The 16283-nt window shown below is 36.7% G+C and carries 13 protein-coding genes; 9 read left to right on the top strand and 4 right to left on the bottom strand.

Going from position 1 to position 16283, the window contains the following annotated elements; genetic code table 11:
• Positions 1-104 precede the first annotated feature (104 nt).
• Positions 105-2165 (top strand): flotillin family protein, encoded by a 2061-nt coding sequence (locus J2X31_RS04035; RefSeq protein WP_310024644.1) that lies wholly within the window; start codon positions 105-107, stop codon positions 2163-2165.
• A 106-nt stretch (positions 2166-2271) separates the two neighbouring features.
• Positions 2272-7122 carry a DNA repair ATPase gene (locus J2X31_RS04030; RefSeq protein ID WP_310024642.1) on the top strand — a complete coding sequence of 1617 codons (4851 nt, stop codon included), beginning with the start codon at positions 2272-2274 and terminating at the stop codon, positions 7120-7122.
• A 132-nt stretch (positions 7123-7254) separates the two neighbouring features.
• Here the strand turns inward: J2X31_RS04030 and J2X31_RS04025 are convergent, their stop codons facing one another.
• The 4 genes from J2X31_RS04025 to metG all read right to left on the bottom strand — a co-directional run bounded on the left by J2X31_RS04025 (position 7255) and on the right by metG (position 12305).
• Positions 7255-7884 (bottom strand): CatA-like O-acetyltransferase, encoded by a 630-nt coding sequence (locus J2X31_RS04025; protein WP_310024640.1) that lies wholly within the window; start codon positions 7882-7884, stop codon positions 7255-7257.
• Between the two features lie 18 nt (positions 7885-7902).
• Complete coding sequence (locus J2X31_RS04020) at positions 7903-9321, bottom strand: hypothetical protein (protein WP_310024637.1); 1419 nt, start codon at positions 9319-9321, stop codon at positions 7903-7905.
• Positions 9322-9397: 76 nt separating this feature from the next.
• On the bottom strand, positions 9398-10084 hold the full coding sequence (locus tag J2X31_RS04015; protein WP_310024635.1) for an HAD family hydrolase: 687 nt from the start codon (positions 10082-10084) through the stop codon (positions 9398-9400).
• A 166-nt stretch (positions 10085-10250) separates the two neighbouring features.
• Positions 10251-12305: a methionine--tRNA ligase gene (gene metG / locus J2X31_RS04010; RefSeq protein ID WP_310024634.1), complete on the bottom strand. Its 2055-nt coding sequence runs from the start codon at positions 12303-12305 to the stop codon at positions 10251-10253.
• Positions 12306-12655: 350 nt separating this feature from the next.
• Between metG and J2X31_RS04005 the strand changes: the two genes are divergently transcribed.
• The 7 genes from J2X31_RS04005 to J2X31_RS03975 all read left to right on the top strand — a co-directional run bounded on the left by J2X31_RS04005 (position 12656) and on the right by J2X31_RS03975 (position 16245).
• Complete coding sequence (locus J2X31_RS04005) at positions 12656-12826, top strand: hypothetical protein (protein ID WP_310024632.1); 171 nt, start codon at positions 12656-12658, stop codon at positions 12824-12826.
• Positions 12827-12952: 126 nt separating this feature from the next.
• Positions 12953-13180, top strand: coding sequence for a CDGSH iron-sulfur domain-containing protein (locus tag J2X31_RS04000; RefSeq protein ID WP_310024630.1), 228 nt, complete (start codon positions 12953-12955; stop codon positions 13178-13180).
• A 138-nt stretch (positions 13181-13318) separates the two neighbouring features.
• Complete coding sequence (locus tag J2X31_RS03995; protein ID WP_310024628.1) at positions 13319-13858, top strand: DMP19 family protein; 540 nt, start codon at positions 13319-13321, stop codon at positions 13856-13858.
• A gap of 161 nt (positions 13859-14019) precedes the next feature.
• Entirely contained in the window at positions 14020-14910 is an 891-nt protein-coding gene (locus tag J2X31_RS03990) for a S66 peptidase family protein (RefSeq protein WP_310024625.1), read from the top strand.
• A complete protein-coding gene (locus J2X31_RS03985; protein WP_310024623.1) occupies positions 14910-15269 on the top strand; it encodes a YraN family protein in 360 nt (119 codons plus the stop codon). Before J2X31_RS03990 ends, J2X31_RS03985 begins: the two co-directional genes overlap by 1 nt.
• Before the next feature lie 77 nt (positions 15270-15346).
• On the top strand, positions 15347-16006 hold the full coding sequence (locus J2X31_RS03980) for an aspartate kinase (protein WP_310024620.1): 660 nt from the start codon (positions 15347-15349) through the stop codon (positions 16004-16006).
• Between the two features lie 5 nt (positions 16007-16011).
• On the top strand, positions 16012-16245 hold the full coding sequence (locus J2X31_RS03975) for a hypothetical protein (protein WP_310024618.1): 234 nt from the start codon (positions 16012-16014) through the stop codon (positions 16243-16245).
• Positions 16246-16283: the final 38 nt, after the last annotated feature.

Raw genomic sequence — 16283 nt, 5'->3', positions numbered from 1 at the left:
ATAATAGTTTGTGCAGTTGCTTATTTTTTGAAAGTAGTAATTGCCATCATTGCCTCGTTCTTATAAAAAACAAAAAACAATTATAATTTAAAACAACCAAAAACATGTTAGGAAATTCTTTACTTATTACAATGATTGCCATAATCGTGGTGGTAATCGGGCTTCTTGTTTGGATCATTTCGATGTATAAAAAAATCATCCAAGGAAAGGTAATCGTGAGAACTGGAGCTGGAGGAACAAAAGTTTTCTACAATGCAGGACTTGTAGTTCCCGTTTTGCACAAGATGGAAATCATGGATATTTCGGTCAAAAAACTCGATGTCGAAAGAACCGGAACCAACGGTTTGATTTGCAAGGATAATATTCGTGCTGATATCAAGGTGACGTTTTTCATCAAAATCAATAAATCAACAACCGATATCATAAACGTTGCCCAAACCATCGGTTGTGAAAGAGCTTCGGAAGTGGAAGTTTTGAGAACTTTATTCGATGCAAAATTCTCCGAAGCTTTAAAAACGGTCGGAAAGAAATTTGATTTTATTGAACTATATGAAGCTCGAAGCGAATTCCGTGAGGAAATTATCGCCATCATCGGTACCGATTTGAATGGATATATCCTTGACGATTGTGCCATCGATGATTTGGAACAAACCTCATTGAGTCATTTAAAATCCGATAATATCTTGGATTCCGAAGGTATCAAGAAAATCACCGAATTGACAGCTGCCCAAAACATCAAGTCGAATTTGATTCGCAGAGACGAAGAAAAAACAATCCGTAAACAAGATGTTGAAGCTAGAGAAGCCATCTTGGCACTCGACCGACAATTAGCCGAAAAAGAAGAACAGCAAAAAAGGGAAATTGCCAATATCAAATCGCGCGAAGAAGCCGAAATACTGAAAGTGGCCGAAGAAGAACGATTGAAATCAGAAACGGCAAGAATCAACACTACAGAAAAAGTGGCTGTGGCCGAAGAAAACAAAGACCGTTTGGTAATTGTTGCCCTAAAAAACAAGGAAAGAACTGAAGCTGTAGAAACCGAAAGAGTCGAAAAAGACCGAGCTTTGGAACAAACCGAGCGTGAAAGAGTCGTGACTTTGGCCCAAATTGAAAAAGACAAAGCCGTTGAGGTCGAGAAGAAAAACATTCAAGATGTAATTCGCGACAGGGTGATTCTGGAAAAAGGAGTAGTGCAGGAACAGGAAAACATGAAAGACATTGAAGCTTTCAAAACCGCCGACAGACAGAAAAAAGTAGCCGTTACTTTGGCCGAAAAAGAAAGTGAAGAATTGTACATCAAACGATTAAGAGCTGCCGAAGGTGAAAAAGACGCTGCCAAACAAAGAGCCGAAGAAATCAATATCGATGCAGAAGCTCACATGATTGCGAGTGAAAAAGAAGCTCAAGCACGGAAAATTTTGGCGGAAGCAAAAGCAAAAGAAGACGCAACTGTTGGACTTTCTGAAGCTCAAGTGATGCACGCCAAAGCCGATGCAAGCGAAAGACAAGGAATTGTTGATGCAGTTATTGTGGAAAAAATGGCTCTTGCAGAAGCAGCCGGAATGAAAGCTAAAGCGGAAGCCTCCAAAGATCTTGGTTTGGCCGAAGCAGAAGTGGTTCGTGAAAAAGCATTGGCGGAAGCTACCGGAATCGAAGAAAAAGCAAATGCAATGAAGAAATTGGACGGCGTTGGAAAAGAACACGAAGAATTCAAATTGCGTTTGAACAAGGAATTGCAGGTGGATTTGGCACACATCAACATCCAAAAAGATATCGCAGATGCTCAAGCAAGTGTGATTGGCGAAGCATTAAAAGCAGCGAAAATTGATATCGTGGGTGGCGAAACCATGTTCTTTGACCAAATCGTTGGACAAATTACAAGAGCAAAAGGTTTCGACAGATTGGTAAACAGTTCTGAAAATATTACCGAAATTAAGGAAGCAATTCTAGGCGATGGAACTTTGGACCAAGGAAATCTTTTGGACAAAATCAAAGGTTTTGCTGATAAATACGGAATCTCTTCGGAAGACATTAAAAACCTGACCGTTTCAGGCTTGCTTCTTGAATTGCAAAGACGAAGCAGTGACGAAAGCGAACAAGGTTTGTTCTCGAATCTAATGTCGATGGCCAAGAATTTCGGCTTGACCGATAAAAAATTAGGCTAAAAACCAATAAATTTTCTCCTGCAAGATTTCGGTCTTGCAGGGAATTTTTCAAGCCTGACACACAAATCATGCTTTTCTATATCAACCACCAACTACATTTTATAGTATGAATGCACTAGAAGGCGGCACTTACGAAATTATACAGAATCGTTTAGAGGCTCAAAAAAAGGATTTAATCGAAAGGTTGAAACAGCTTAACGACGCTCGAAAAGAAGTTTTTGGAAGCATTGAAACCAAACTGATTGCAAACAATAGAATCATTACCGAAAACAACTGCATTTCCAACGATATTGTCAGCATTGGCGATTTGTGCATCTTTGGCTATAACGTTCATTTTGGCCTTCGAACAGAAATCAAGGTCGAAGACGTTTTTAGTATCTATAAATATGAAAACCAAGAATTCAAGCCTCAAAACTTGGATTTGATCAACGATGAAACCTTTCTTTTCGACTTTTTAAATTTATACAAATACTATCGAGATACCGAGTTCAAGAAGTTTTTCATTGCCGGAAATTACCTTCACATGGTTTTTCAATTGAGCGACAGACTTTCCGACATCAAGACCTTCAAATGGCTGATTCGTGATAATAAACTTGAATATATTGACAATCGAAGCGACCACGAATATAAGTTTCCAAAGCAGCATGATTTTCTTTGGCAGGAAACGACCCGAGAAATGCAGAAGTACGGAAAGCATCCTCACGTTTCCATTCTCGATAAGGTTTTTGTAGAAACTGTTGGTGGCACTTTGACCATCAAGATTGAAGACAACACGGCTTCTGGAAAAGGAATTCTGGAAGAAGAAGTACAGCATCCGGATCAAACGCTGGACGATGGAAACTATAAATTTGCCGATCTTGGAAACCTGATCGCCTTGCAAATAAAACCGTTTCAGGAAGACGCTCGTTTTTTTATTTACAACCATAAATTACAGCAGGTTCAAAAGATCGACAGTATCAAAAATGCTGCGATTCTGCTTCCAGATAATCACGGATTGATTTTTTCCAATGGCTACTATCTGCAAACGGGAGAATATAAAATTTTTGAAAACAGTCTCGAAAACCTACTTTTTCAAGAACGGATTGCTTCGCCAAACGGGGAAGATTTCATGTATGTTTTCTACGAAGAAAAATTCGGACAATATGTGTTGATTTCCTATAATTTGATTTCACACGAAGTCAATACTCCCATTATTTGCAACGGATTTACCATCTTGGAGAATGGCGAATTGTGTTATTTCAAATCAGAAAATGAACAGACCAAAAATCACGTAGTACAGATTTGGCAAACGCCATTTGTAAAAGGAGCGATCATTCCATCCGCACATAAAGACAGTTTTATTTATAAAATTGGCAATAAGGATATCGTGAAAGCAATGGCAGATTCCAATTCGATCATCACGCTTTTGAACAAAAATGACGATTATGACGGCTTGTATGTGGATCTGGCAAAGCTTTCGCAAAACATTTTGGACGGCTATTATTGGATTGCCGGAAAGGAAACTTTTGAGCTTCAAATTCCGCTTCTGGAAATAAAAAACACGGCAAACGCCGCCATCGATGAGTTCGAAAAAGTGGTGCAATTGCGTCATCATGCCAAGCAAATTACCGAGCAAACACAGGAAAAAGCCAACAGGCTTTTCAGCACCATAAAATCCTCTCCGTTAGATGATATTGATGTTTTTGTCAGTAATTTGGCGAATTTGAGAATGCTTCGTGGCGAGGTTATCAGCTTGAAAGAAGTTCGATATGTAGAGGTCAGTTTTATTGAAAATCTGGAGAAAGAAATCATCGAGCAAACCGAACGAATTTCGCAACATTGCGTTACATTTCTTTTGGATGAGAAAGCGTTGGAACCTTATCATATCCGTGTCAACAAAAAACAAAATGCCATTGAAAGTATTTCAAAAGTGGCAGAAGGAAAGAAACTAGAGCAGGAAGTCAATCAAATTACGACCGATTTGGAAATGCTGATTGATATTGTTTCTAATTTGAAAATTGAAGATACTTCGCACGCCACACAAATCATCAACACGATTTCGCTGATTTTTGCCACGCTAAATAAAGTCAAGGCCGAAATCAAAAATAGGATGGGTGCTCTTGGCGGAAAAGAGGCTACGGCCGATTTTGCCGCACAGATGAAATTAATCGATCAAAGTATCGTCAATGCGATTGATCGAGCTGACACACCCGATAAAATTGCCGAATCGCTCAACAAAATGTCGGTTCAGCTGGAAGATTTAGAAGCTCGTTTTGCCGATTTCGAGGAGTTTACGGGATTGATTATTGAAAAAAGGGAAGAAATCTACACGGCTTTTGAAGCCAAGAAAAATAGCCTGATCGAAGCCCGAAACAAAAAGGCAATTGCGGTTGAAAATGCTTCCAAGAGAATCTTGAAAAGTGTTGCCACAAAAGCGATGACGTTTAATTCTGCCGAAGAAATCAACGGATATTTTGCTTCTGATTTGATGATTTCTAAATTGCGTGATTTGGTAAAGCAGTTGCACGATTTGGAAGATGTTGGCAAAGCCGAAGCCATTGAAACCGAATTAAAATCGGCCCGTGAAGATGCTTTGCGAAAGTTGAAGGACAAACACGAACTCTATGAAGATGGGGAAAATATCATCCGTTTGGGGAAACATAAATTTGCCGTAAACCGTCAGGCACTTGATTTGACCATCGTTTTCAAAGATGGAAAACTCCACTATCATTTGACCGGAACCGATTTCTATCAACCGTTAACGAGTCAAGTTTTAGATTCGGGAAAAAAATATTGGAACCAGGATTTGATTTCAGAAAATGATCAAATTTACAGAGCTTCCTATTTGGCGTATAAAATTTTCAACAACCATCCGATTGAGAAATTAGAGGCAATGACAGTTGAAAGTTTGCAAAATTTGGTAGCCGATGAAACCTCAAAAAATTATACCGAAGGGTATATCAAAGGTGTTCACGATGCTGATGCTTTGTTGATTTTAAAAGTAATTTTAGAAAAACACCACGCTCTCGGAATGCTTCGATATGATTCTAAAACCAGGGCTTTCGCACAGTTTTTCTGGAATGATTTAGAAACGGAAAAACGGGATATTTTAAATCAAAAGATAAAATCGGCTGGCGAAGTTTTGTCGGTTTTTCCAAATAGTACGGCTTTTGACTACATTCTTTCAGAGATTGAAAGAGAAGTTGAGCTGTTTTTAGAAAAATATGATTTTGCCAAAAATAGTGCTGTCAATCCAGAAAAAATGGCTTTGTATATTTTCGAAGAATTGCGACAGGACGATATTTTTGTTTCGAGCTTGAAGGCGAAACAGCTTTTGGAAGATTTCAAAAAAACGCTTGAAGCAAAAGAAACACAGCTAAAATTCAGACAAGGAATTGAAAAAGTAGTTGATTTTGAAGCAAAAATCCAATTGGCAACACAATGGGTTCTGTCCTTTTTATCAGATGCAAAAACGGCAAATGATTTGGCTTATGCTTTTGAAATTGTGGCATTATTGCTGTTTCCGCACGAAAGCAACGAAAACACAATTACCATCGAAGCTGATGTTTTGATTGGAGGTTTATCTGGTTCTCATCCGACTATTTCAGAAGGCAATTTTGAGTTCAATTACCATCAATTTATGGAATTGATGGAGAACTATTTTGAAATAGATGTTCCCGGTTTTGAAAAATTTAGAAACGAAAGGCATCAGCTGACAATTCAATTGAAAGACGATTTGCGTTTGAACGAATTTGAGCCGAAAGTCCTCACTTCTTTTGTTCGAAATAAATTAATCGACCAAGTTTATTTGCCATTGTTTGGAGATAATCTTGCCAAGCAACTAGGAAGTGCTGGCGAAAACAGAAGAACCGACCGTTCGGGAATGTTGCTTTTGGTGTCGCCTCCGGGTTATGGAAAAACAACCTTGATGGAATATTTGGCGAATCGATTGGGATTGGTTTTCATGAAGATAAACGGTCCGGCAATTGGCCACGAAATCACTTCGGTTGATCCGGAATCGGCTACAAATTCGGCTGCAAGAGAAGAGTTGAAAAAGCTGAATTTGGCTTTGGAAATGGGAAATAATGTGATGCTGTATTTGGATGATATCCAGCATTGTAATCCAGAATTATTGCAAAAATTCATTTCGCTTGCCGATGGAACCCGAAAAATTGAAGGTGTTTTCAACGGAAATCCGAAAACGTATGATATGAAATCGAAGAAATTTTGTGTCGTAATGGCTGGAAATCCTTATACAGAAACTGGCGAGAAATTCCGAATTCCAGATATGTTAGCCAACAGGGCTGATATTTATAATTTGGGAGACGTTATCGGAAACACAAGTTCGCTATTTGAATTGAGCTTGATTGAAAACGCCTTGACCTCGAATCCGCTGTTGACGCAATTGGCTTCTAAATCGTATGATGATTTGTACCCGTTGATTGAAATGGCTTCGAGCGGAAAAAGAGACGGTTTTGATTTGAAAGGAAATCATTCCAAACAAGATATCGAGTCCTATTTGGCTATTTTGGACAAAGTCATCAAGGTTCGAAATGTAGTTTTGCAGGCCAATTCGGCTTATATCGCTTCGGCGGCGATGGAAGATGTCTATCGTGTGGAACCGCCATTTCGATTGCAAGGTTCCTATCGCGATATGAATAAATTGGTTTCCAAAATTGTTCCGATGATGAACGATGCCGAGATACAGACCCTTTTGCTTTCGCATTATCAAAACGAAACCCAAACGTTGACGAATGCAGCCGAAGCCAATCTTTTGAAATTTAAGGAAATGACCAAGATGCTTTCGGAAGATGAAGCTTCAAGATGGGAAGATATTAAAACCACTTTCGTGAAAAACAATAAGCTTAAAGCTTTTGGCGACAGCAATAATATGGCACAAGTGTTATCGCAAATGACTGAATTTACGAATCATATTGAAGGTATAAAAGAAATTTTGAGATTGGGTTTGGAGAAATAAACTTTTAAAATTTCGCATCACTATTAAAAGACACGAATTTCACTAATTCATTCGTGAAGATTAGTGAAATTCTTGTCTAAATCTTTTAAAAACATTTGTGTCCAGAGGTGAAACTGTTTCGAGTGGCACTATTTAACTATTCATCAATTCCTGAAAAACATCTACAAATTGGCCTAGATGGAAACCATCCATCAAGCCATGATGAACGTGGATTGACATTGCCATTGTTCGTTTTCCGTTTTCGTGAACCATCATCTTTCCGAAGGAAATTTTCGGACAACTGTCAGGAAAAGTAAAGCTTCGGGCATGTGAAAGTGAGGTGAAATTTAACCAAGGGATTGCCGAAAAATGAATCAGATTGTCATCGTTAAAAGTTCTAGTAAAAAGTCCGGTCGTGTTTCTGACTCTTTCAATTTCGGTCAAAGCAATAGTGTTAAATATTTGAAAATCTGGATTGTATTCAACCAATGAAAAGCCGAATGAACCGTCTTCTCGACTGATAGTTGCTGAAGCATTGACTTTATCATAAACAAAAATTTTATCCTTTTCAATCCTGTAACGGAAACATTCAATTGAATTTATGGCAACGAGTGTTTTATGCAAATAATAAATAAAAAAAGAAGCATTCAAACTTTTTGCAGTTTGATAGGCTTTGGTGCAATCAATCTGAACAGTTGCTCCAAAAAAAGGCTCTTCAAATTTTCTGAAAAAATCAAAATGTTCTTTTCTTGGCCAATTGGCAATGTCTAAAAGGGTTTTCATTATGCTGATAAGGGAATATTAATCTATAAAATCATCTTGGAATTTTCGAAGCACGTATTTTTTTTCCTTCGTATCATAATAACCAAGAATATAATGGTCTTTGAATTTGAAAGTAGATGCGAGTGAAATATCTTTTTTCTGGTCTAAAAATTGGGCGACATAATCGGTTGCTAAAATCTCCTGTTCTTTCTTGAAGTATTGCGATTTTGGGTCGAGATGGGTTTCAAAATAATTCACCTGAAGACTTCCTCCCTCCATAAAGTCGTCCATAAAAACGGTCGAACCTCCAGAAGCCACAGTTCCAACGCCACTTGCAATTCCTAAAAGAATGCCACCAGTTGAAGCAACATCGCGTATTCCACCAATGGTAATAAAAGAGTTGTATTGTGCCTCATACACAGAAATACCGATGTTAGATTCTTCAAGTCTTTCCAGAAATTTTTTGGTGTTTTTAAATTCTCTCTGTCTTTGTTTTCCAGTTTGGCTAAACAATGGTGAATTTTTATGAGCGATTATTTCATCTTTCGAAGTGGTAAAAGAATTTAGCAATTCGCCCGAATCATAGTTTTTTACAGCAATAAGCAATTCGTTTTTATTGACTTTCAACTGATATAATTTGCCATTACTTAAATAAGAATTTGATTTTCCGGCACCACTTTTTAGTGTTTCCTGTGCTATTTTCTTTTCCTCTAGTTTATAGTTTTCAAGATTGATTTCGAAGATTTGCGTTTCGGAAACAGTATGGTCAAAAGTGAGGATGATTTTATCGTCCAAAACATAAAACTTTGCTTTAGAAGTGGCATAAACCAAAGAATTCAACTCGTCGATTTCGATCTTTTCAAGGGGATTTTCATCAAAAACAGACCAAAGTTTCATCGGATTATTTTTGGCATTGACAATTTTGAATTCAGAGAAATCAAGGAATTTTTCTTTCATCTTGCCATCTTGAAAGACGTAGAGTTTCAGTTCGTCTTCGGTTTTGGAAACCGTCATGATATAGAACGAATTGTTCTCACTGAAACTGCTCAGAATATGCTCTTTTTCAAACGGAATTTCAAATAGATTTTCAGCAGTTTTTCGGGTTTTTAAATCAAAAGAGATGGATTTTATTTTTTTGAAATTATTTTCAATCCAATAAATTTCGGGAGTTCCTTCTTCATTAAAGCTATATCCTGCTATTTGCTCAAAATCCTTGTCAGGACGATTGATACTCAGGCTGTCCTTGAAGAAAATAAAACTGTTGTATTTGATTGCAGTGAGTTTATCCTTGTCAGAAGCAAAAACAAAAACTTCATTATTGTTGGCGTTTACCGCATGCAGAGCCCTGTGGTTGCTGGATGCTTTTTTTAAATCTAAATCAATGGAAGTCAATAAAGTTTGTCCGAAAGATAAATTTGCAAAGGAAAGTGTAAGAAACGCAAAAAGTAATTTTTTCATGGGGTCTTTATTTTTAAAGTGATGCTCAAAAACAATACCGCAAGTTTTAAAAACTGGAATTACGGACTATTTTAACTTACAGCAAGAAAGGCAGAACTTCAGTAATTTTTTCAACGGTTCTAAAGTTATTATGCTTCACTTCATGGTCGATTTTTTCGTGGGCCCAAGTTGTGTGAAACGGAATATGAACGGCGTGACCTCCAATTCCTAAAACCGGCAAAACATCTGATTTCAAGGAATTTCCAATCATAAAAAACTCGTCAGGCTGTATTTCCAGACGTTTTAATAAATCGTGGTAATCTTTTTCCTGCTTGTCTGACATCACTTCAATATGGTGGAAATAATGCCCCAAACCTGAATTGTGCAATTTTCTTCTTTGGTCCAATAAATCTCCTTTTGTAGCCACAACCAATTTGTATTTTCCGTGTAAGGCTTGCAAAGTTTCTTCCACTCCGTCTAATAATTCAATTGGTCTTTGCAATAATTCTTTTCCGTAATCCAAAATTTTATCTACAACCTGGATGCTAATTGTCTTGTTAGAGATTGTCATCGCCGCTTCAATCATCGAAAGAATATAGCCTTTGATTCCGTAACCGTACAAAGGCAAATTTTGGATTTCGGTTTTAAAAAGTTCTTGCGACAAACCTTGGTGCGACAAATAATCGGCCATCAAGCCACAGAATTTTTCTTCTGTTTCCTGAAAATAAGGCTCGTTCACGAATAGCGTGTCGTCAGCGTCGAAAGCGATTACTTTTATGTTCATACTTTATTTTTTTAAACACAAATTTCACGAATTTACACAAAATCTTTGAAAAATTAATTCGTGAAAATTCGTGAAATTCGTGTTTGTTTTTAATTTATAGTTTCCTCAAGTAGATTTAAAAACCCTTTCAGAGTTTAAAACCCTGAAAGGGTTCCCATTCCAATTCTTAATTTATTGTTTCCCCATTCCCAGCTTCAGCATCAGGATTCACAAAAACCAATTTCCCTTCCGCATTTGTAGTCATCAAAATCATCCCTTGGCTTTCCACACCACGTAAAGCTCTTGGAGCAAGATTCACTAAAACCGTAACTTTTCTTCCTACAATTTCTTCTGGAGAAAAACTTTCTGCAATTCCAGAAACAATGGTTCTGACATCAATTCCAGTATCCACTTTCAAGACTAAAAGCTTGTTTGCTTTTGGCATTTTCTCCGCTTCCAAGATGGTTCCAACACGCAAATCCATTTTTGCAAAATCATCATATTGAATCAAATCTTTCTGCGGTTCTAGTTTTTTATTCTCGGCTTTGTTGGCTGTTTTTGTAGCTTCCAATTTGTCTATCTGCTTTTGAATTTCCTCGTCTTCAATTTTTGCGAAAAGCAATTCTGCCTCTCCAATTTTGTGGCCAGCTTTTGTCAAATTCCAATCTTCAAATTCCAAATTCCAATTGTTTGGTTCGATATTTAAAATTTTAGCCAATTTTTTAGAGGTAAATGGCAAGAATGGTTCGGATAAAGTCGCTAAAGCCGATGCAATCTGCAAAGCAACAAACATCTGCGTTTTCACTCTTTCCGGATTGTCTTTTATCACTTTCCAAGGCTCTTCATCTGCCAAATATTTATTTCCTAAACGTGCCACATTCATCATTTCGCCTAAAGCTTCTCGGAATCTGTAACGTTCCACAGAACTTGCAATTACTGCTGGATACGCTTTCAATTCAGCCAAAGTAGCTTCGTCAACTTCAGAGAATTCGTTTGGTTCAGGAACAATTCCGTCATAATATTTGTTCGTCAAAACCACAACACGGTTGATGAAATTACCAAAAATAGCCACCAATTCATTATTATTTCTCGCCTGGAAATCCTTCCAAGTAAAATCATTGTCCTTCGTTTCCGGAGCATTCGACGTCAAAGCATAACGCAAAACATCCTGCTTATCCGGAAAATCTTCCAAATATTCATGCAGCCAAACTGCCCAGTTTTTTGAAGTAGAAAGTTTGTTTCCTTCTAAATTCAAGAACTCGTTTGCAGGAACGTTGTCTGGCAAAATATAACTTCCTTCCGCTTTCAACATCGCCGGAAAAATGATACAGTGAAAAACAATATTGTCTTTCCCGATAAAATGAACCAGCTTCGTATCTTGGGATTTCCAATACGGTTCCCAATCTTTTCCTTCTCTCAAAGCCCATTCTTTCGTAGAAGAAATGTAGCCAATTGGTGCGTCAAACCACACATATAATTTCTTTCCCTCGGCACCTTCAACCGGAACATCAATTCCCCAATCCAGATCTCTGGTAACGGCACGAGGCTCCAAACCACCATCAATCCATGATTTTACCTGACCATATACATTTGGTTTCCAGTCGTTTTTATGTCCAACTAAAATCCATTCTCTCAAGAAATCTTCATATCGGTCCAAAGGCAAAAACCAGTGTTTCGTAGATTTCAAAATCGGTGTTTCTCCCGTAATGGTTGATTTTGGGTTAATCAAATCAGTCGCATTCAATGTCGAACCGCATCTTTCACATTGATCGCCATAAGCTTCTTCGTTACCGCATTTTGGGCAAGTTCCAATCACAAAACGGTCGGCCAAAAACTGATCTGCTTTTGCATCATACAATTGTTCGGTTGTTTCTTCGATAAAATCGCCATTGTCATACAATTTTCTGAAAAACTCAGAAGCCGTATCGTGGTGGATTTTTGCCGAAGTACGCGAATAATTATCAAAAGAAATTCCAAAATCTTCAAACGATTTTCTAATGATTCCGTCATATTTATCAATCACTTCCTGAGGCGTGATGCCCTCTTTTTTCGCCTTCATCGAAATCGCCACACCGTGTTCATCGCTTCCGCAAATAAACGCCACATCCTTTCCCTGCAACCTCAAATAGCGTGAATAAATATCAGACGGAACATAAACTCCCGCCAAATGTCCAATGTGAATCGGACCGTTTGTATAAGGCAAAGCTGCCGTAATCGTATATCTTTTTGGATTCTGTATCATGAATTTCTTTAATAAGACTGCAAAAATAATCTATTGTGGCTGAAATACCTAAAATGCAATTTATTATTAGGAGCGAATCGTCAGTCTTTTATCAGCAATCCATTTTCCCGCTGCCTTTCCAAAGCTTTTGTCTCGTTAAAGAAACGAGACAAAAGGCTTTTCCCTAACATCGGGGCTAATTGAAAAACTAAGGGCATTTTTGTAAACTTTCCGACCATTGCGTGAAAATTGTTGCTAGAAAACCGCTGAATCAGAGATTTTCGAAATCATTTTTAATCTGTGAATCTGTGGCAAAAAAGAATCAGATCCAAAAAAAATAAAACTTATCTTTGCCTTAAAGAATTCAAGTTATGGCAAAAGGACCCGAAAAAAACACAAAAAATAAGGCTTTGCATACCAAATTACTAAACCGAAAAAAGACAAAACTCCAAGAAGAAAAAAGAGAAAAAGCATTACGAATGAAAGCTTTGGTTGCCAAGATGAATCGGCAAAAGAATAACGGAGAATCTGAAATTACATAAAAGGTATTGAATTTGGTTCCTAAATTAGAACCAATGTAAATTGAGCTTTCAGCATACAAAAAGCAGTCTAAATAAATAATTCCTTCAAATATATTTTGCAATCTTTGAACAGAAAAAAGAAGCATTATGAGTAAAACAAAATTAACCGTTACAAAAAACGGATTTATAAAAATTGACGGCGATTTCGAAATTGTAGACCAAGAAGGAAACGTATATGATTTACAAGGTAGAACTGCTCTAGGGCTTTGCCGTTGCGGATTATCGGCAAACAAACCTTTTTGCGATGGTGCACACCGAAATGGTTTTGAACATGATGCAGCTGCATTTGATTTGCCACCGATGAAAACAAAATAGGACAGTTTGCATTTTATACAGAAAGCTACATTTTAAGAATGTGGCTTTTTTTGTTTTTAGCCACAAGTTAAATCCAAAAAATATTTTGTTGCTCAACTATTTAATAGAAATTTGCATATACTTTAGAATTTGAGAAAAATGGAATTCGGAAAAATAATAGTTTCAGAAACAGCAATGAACAGCGAGAATCCGCACGATGTGATTCTTTCCAATATTTCCATCATCAATTTAATGCGGGAAGAAGGAGTCAACGACGATTTGATTCACGAAGATGCCTTGATGAGCTATTATCTGGATTATTATTGGACACAACTTTCAGATGGAAACTTTGCACAATTCGTCCACAAATCAGGTTGGGACAAAGAACTGAACGAACTCATCGAAGAAGGTTTGGCTTTAATAGGTGCCGAAAAACATTTGGAATTATTCCAACAGCAATCCAAAAAAGTAAAGCTGATGAGTAGCGTCAAACTCAATAAATTCTTGAAAGGAAAATTAGAAGGTGTGAATCCAGTTAGAGATGCTTTAAACAGCGATACTTTTTTTGAATTAGAAGAAAATCTTATCACGCTAAATGCAGATTTCCTAAAATCACATCCTGATTTTGAAGTGCTTTCTGTGGATGAAATTTTCGAAACTTTAGAAGAATTTGTGGGCCACGAAATAAAAAGAGTTTAATTTATTTGGCAGAATTTTTACAGCAAGAAGTGCTACTTTTATTAAATTTACGTTCTAACGATAATGTAATTAAACAAAAACAAATGGCTATAAAAAAGATATTCCTACTTCTTTTATTTTTGAATCTTAATAGCTTTGTATTTTCTCAAACCAAACTCACTATGCCCGAATATTTAAAAAAGGGAGACACCGTCGGCATCCTTGCCACAGCCCGAAAAATTGATTTAGTAACGCTTCAACCTGCAATCAAATTATTGGAAAGTTGGGGACTCAAAGTCGTTATCGGAAAAACCATCGGAAAGGAACAAAATCAACTCGCTGGAGCCGATTGGCAACGAGCAACTGACTTTCAGGAAATGCTCGATAATCCTAACATCAAAGCCATTTGGGCTGCGAAAGGAGGTTACGGAACGGTGAGAATTGTGGACAGGATCGATTTTACCAATTTCAAGAAAAAACCAAAATGGATCATCGGTTTCAGTGATGTTACGGTTTTGCACAGCCACATCAATAATATGAACATCGGAACGATACATGCTCTTATGGCGATTAGTGTGAAAACTGCTACTCCAGAAGCAATTGCTACTTTTAAAAAGGCTTTGTTCGGAGAAAAACTCGCATACCATATTCCGCATCATGCTTTCAACAAAGACGGAAAAGCAACTGGCGAATTGGTTGGCGGAAATCTTTCGGTTTTATACAGCATTCAAGGTTCGGAATCAGCAGTTGACATGAAAGGAAAAATTCTTTTCTTGGAAGATTTAGACGAATATCTATACCATATTGACAGAATGATGATGAACCTGAAACGTAATGGTTCGTTAAAAGACCTCAAAGGAATCATCATCGGGGGAATGACTTCTATGAATGATAATGACATTCCGTGGGGTCATGATTCGCTTGAAATCATCCAAGACATTGTAAAAGATTTGAAAATTCCGATAGTTTATAACTTTCCAGCCGGTCACATCAAAGATAATCGTGCTTTAATTTTAGGAAAAAGTGTGACATTAAATGTAAATGAAAAAGAATCTGTTTTAATTTTTGAGTAATGGCTGAACACAACGAACTCGGAAAATTGGGTGAGGAAATGGCCGTTGAATTCCTCGAAAAAGCAGGCTATGAAATCCTTGAAACCAACTGGGTTTTTCAAAAAGCAGAAGTTGATATTATTGCCAGAAAAGACCAAACCGTTGCTATTGTTGAGGTGAAGACACGTTCGAGTATCGATTTTGGATTGCCCCAGGAATTTGTTAAACCTAAAAAAATCCAATTGTTAGTTAAAGCGGTAAACGAATATATCACAATAAATGATATGGATGTTGAGGTACGTTTTGATATTATTGCCATTCACAAAACCGCTAATGAGTTTGTTATAGAACACCTTGAAAGCGCTTTTTATCACTTTTAATGTAAAAAAATGTGGTTAAATTTGTAACAAATTGTATTTAAATATATATTTGCAAAACCTAATCAAAAATTTAAAATATGAAAACTGTTTCTTCAATAGTAGAAAATTATATCAAAACAAAACCATTTTTGTTAAGTGCATTGTCTCAAGGAATCATTAATTTGACTTCTTTGGCAAGAAATATTATGACTGAATTAGATGTAGAGCTTGGAAAAGAAGTGAAACAAGGTGCTGTTGTGATGGCTCTTAAACGACTTTCTGATGATTTAGATTTTAGAGTAAATCATAAAATTTCCAAGGTTTTAAAAAATATTGGAGAAATCACAGTTCGTTCTTCGTTAGTTGATTATAACTTCGGAGTTTCTGAAACTATTTTGAATAGTCAGGCCGAATTGATTTCTGAAATCAACAAATACCCAGACATTTTTTATACGTCGTCAAGAGGTGTAAACGAAACCAATATCGTGATCAGCGAAAGTGTTGCCTACTTGGTAGACAAGCATTTTGCTGGCGAAAAATTATTGGAAAAAACCGATAATCTAGCTTCTATCACTATTAAACTTCCAAAAGAAAATGTTTCTACACCAGGAGTTTATTATTTTATTTTCCAACGTTTGGCTTGGGAAGGAATCATCATCAACGAAGTAATTTCTACTTCTTATGAATTTACGATTTTCGTGGGAGATGATAAAGTGGATGTTGCTTTCAAAGTGATTAAAGATTTGAAGAATTTGTAATTTCTATGAAACTATCTCTTTTCATAATTATTTTTGTATGTCTGGGTTGTTCTAAAAATGTTTATCAAATAGATAAAAATGCAAAATTAGAACCTCAATTTAGCTTGGATGCCACTCAATTTTCTAATGAAGATGTTATTATTAGATCCTGTATGAAATTGGAAAAAGTAGTTTTTTTGAGTGACCACAAAAGCAATGAAGAAGAAATCAAAACGAAAAAAGAGAGTATTCAAAAATAAATCAAAATTATAAGCATAAAAAAGCGTCTTGATGATTC

The sequence above is a fragment of the Flavobacterium arsenatis genome, from assembly GCF_031456785.1.
Taxonomy (GTDB): Bacteria; Bacteroidota; Bacteroidia; order Flavobacteriales; family Flavobacteriaceae; genus Flavobacterium; species Flavobacterium arsenatis.
Note: the sequence above shows the minus strand (reverse complement) of the source record. Positions and strands in the feature narration are given on the sequence as shown.

Bases quoted from the DNA above. Each gene is read 5' to 3' on its own strand.
- J2X31_RS04035 (WP_310024644.1), top strand. From the start codon at position 105: ATGTTAGGAAATTCTTTACTTATTACAATGATTGCCATAATCGTGGTG.
- J2X31_RS04030 (WP_310024642.1), top strand. From the start codon at position 2,272: ATGAATGCACTAGAAGGCGGCACTTACGAAATTATACAGAATCGTTTA.
- J2X31_RS04025 (WP_310024640.1), bottom strand. From the start codon at position 7,884: ATGAAAACCCTTTTAGACATTGCCAATTGGCCAAGAAAAGAACATTTT.
- J2X31_RS04020 (WP_310024637.1), bottom strand. From the start codon at position 9,321: ATGAAAAAATTACTTTTTGCGTTTCTTACACTTTCCTTTGCAAATTTA.
- J2X31_RS04015 (WP_310024635.1), bottom strand. From the start codon at position 10,084: ATGAACATAAAAGTAATCGCTTTCGACGCTGACGACACGCTATTCGTG.
- metG (WP_310024634.1), bottom strand. From the start codon at position 12,305: ATGATACAGAATCCAAAAAGATATACGATTACGGCAGCTTTGCCTTAT.
- J2X31_RS04005 (WP_310024632.1), top strand. From the start codon at position 12,656: ATGGCAAAAGGACCCGAAAAAAACACAAAAAATAAGGCTTTGCATACC.
- J2X31_RS04000 (WP_310024630.1), top strand. From the start codon at position 12,953: ATGAGTAAAACAAAATTAACCGTTACAAAAAACGGATTTATAAAAATT.
- J2X31_RS03995 (WP_310024628.1), top strand. From the start codon at position 13,319: ATGGAATTCGGAAAAATAATAGTTTCAGAAACAGCAATGAACAGCGAG.
- J2X31_RS03990 (WP_310024625.1), top strand. From the start codon at position 14,020: ATGCCCGAATATTTAAAAAAGGGAGACACCGTCGGCATCCTTGCCACA.
- J2X31_RS03985 (WP_310024623.1), top strand. From the start codon at position 14,910: ATGGCTGAACACAACGAACTCGGAAAATTGGGTGAGGAAATGGCCGTT.
- J2X31_RS03980 (WP_310024620.1), top strand. From the start codon at position 15,347: ATGAAAACTGTTTCTTCAATAGTAGAAAATTATATCAAAACAAAACCA.
- J2X31_RS03975 (WP_310024618.1), top strand. From the start codon at position 16,012: ATGAAACTATCTCTTTTCATAATTATTTTTGTATGTCTGGGTTGTTCT.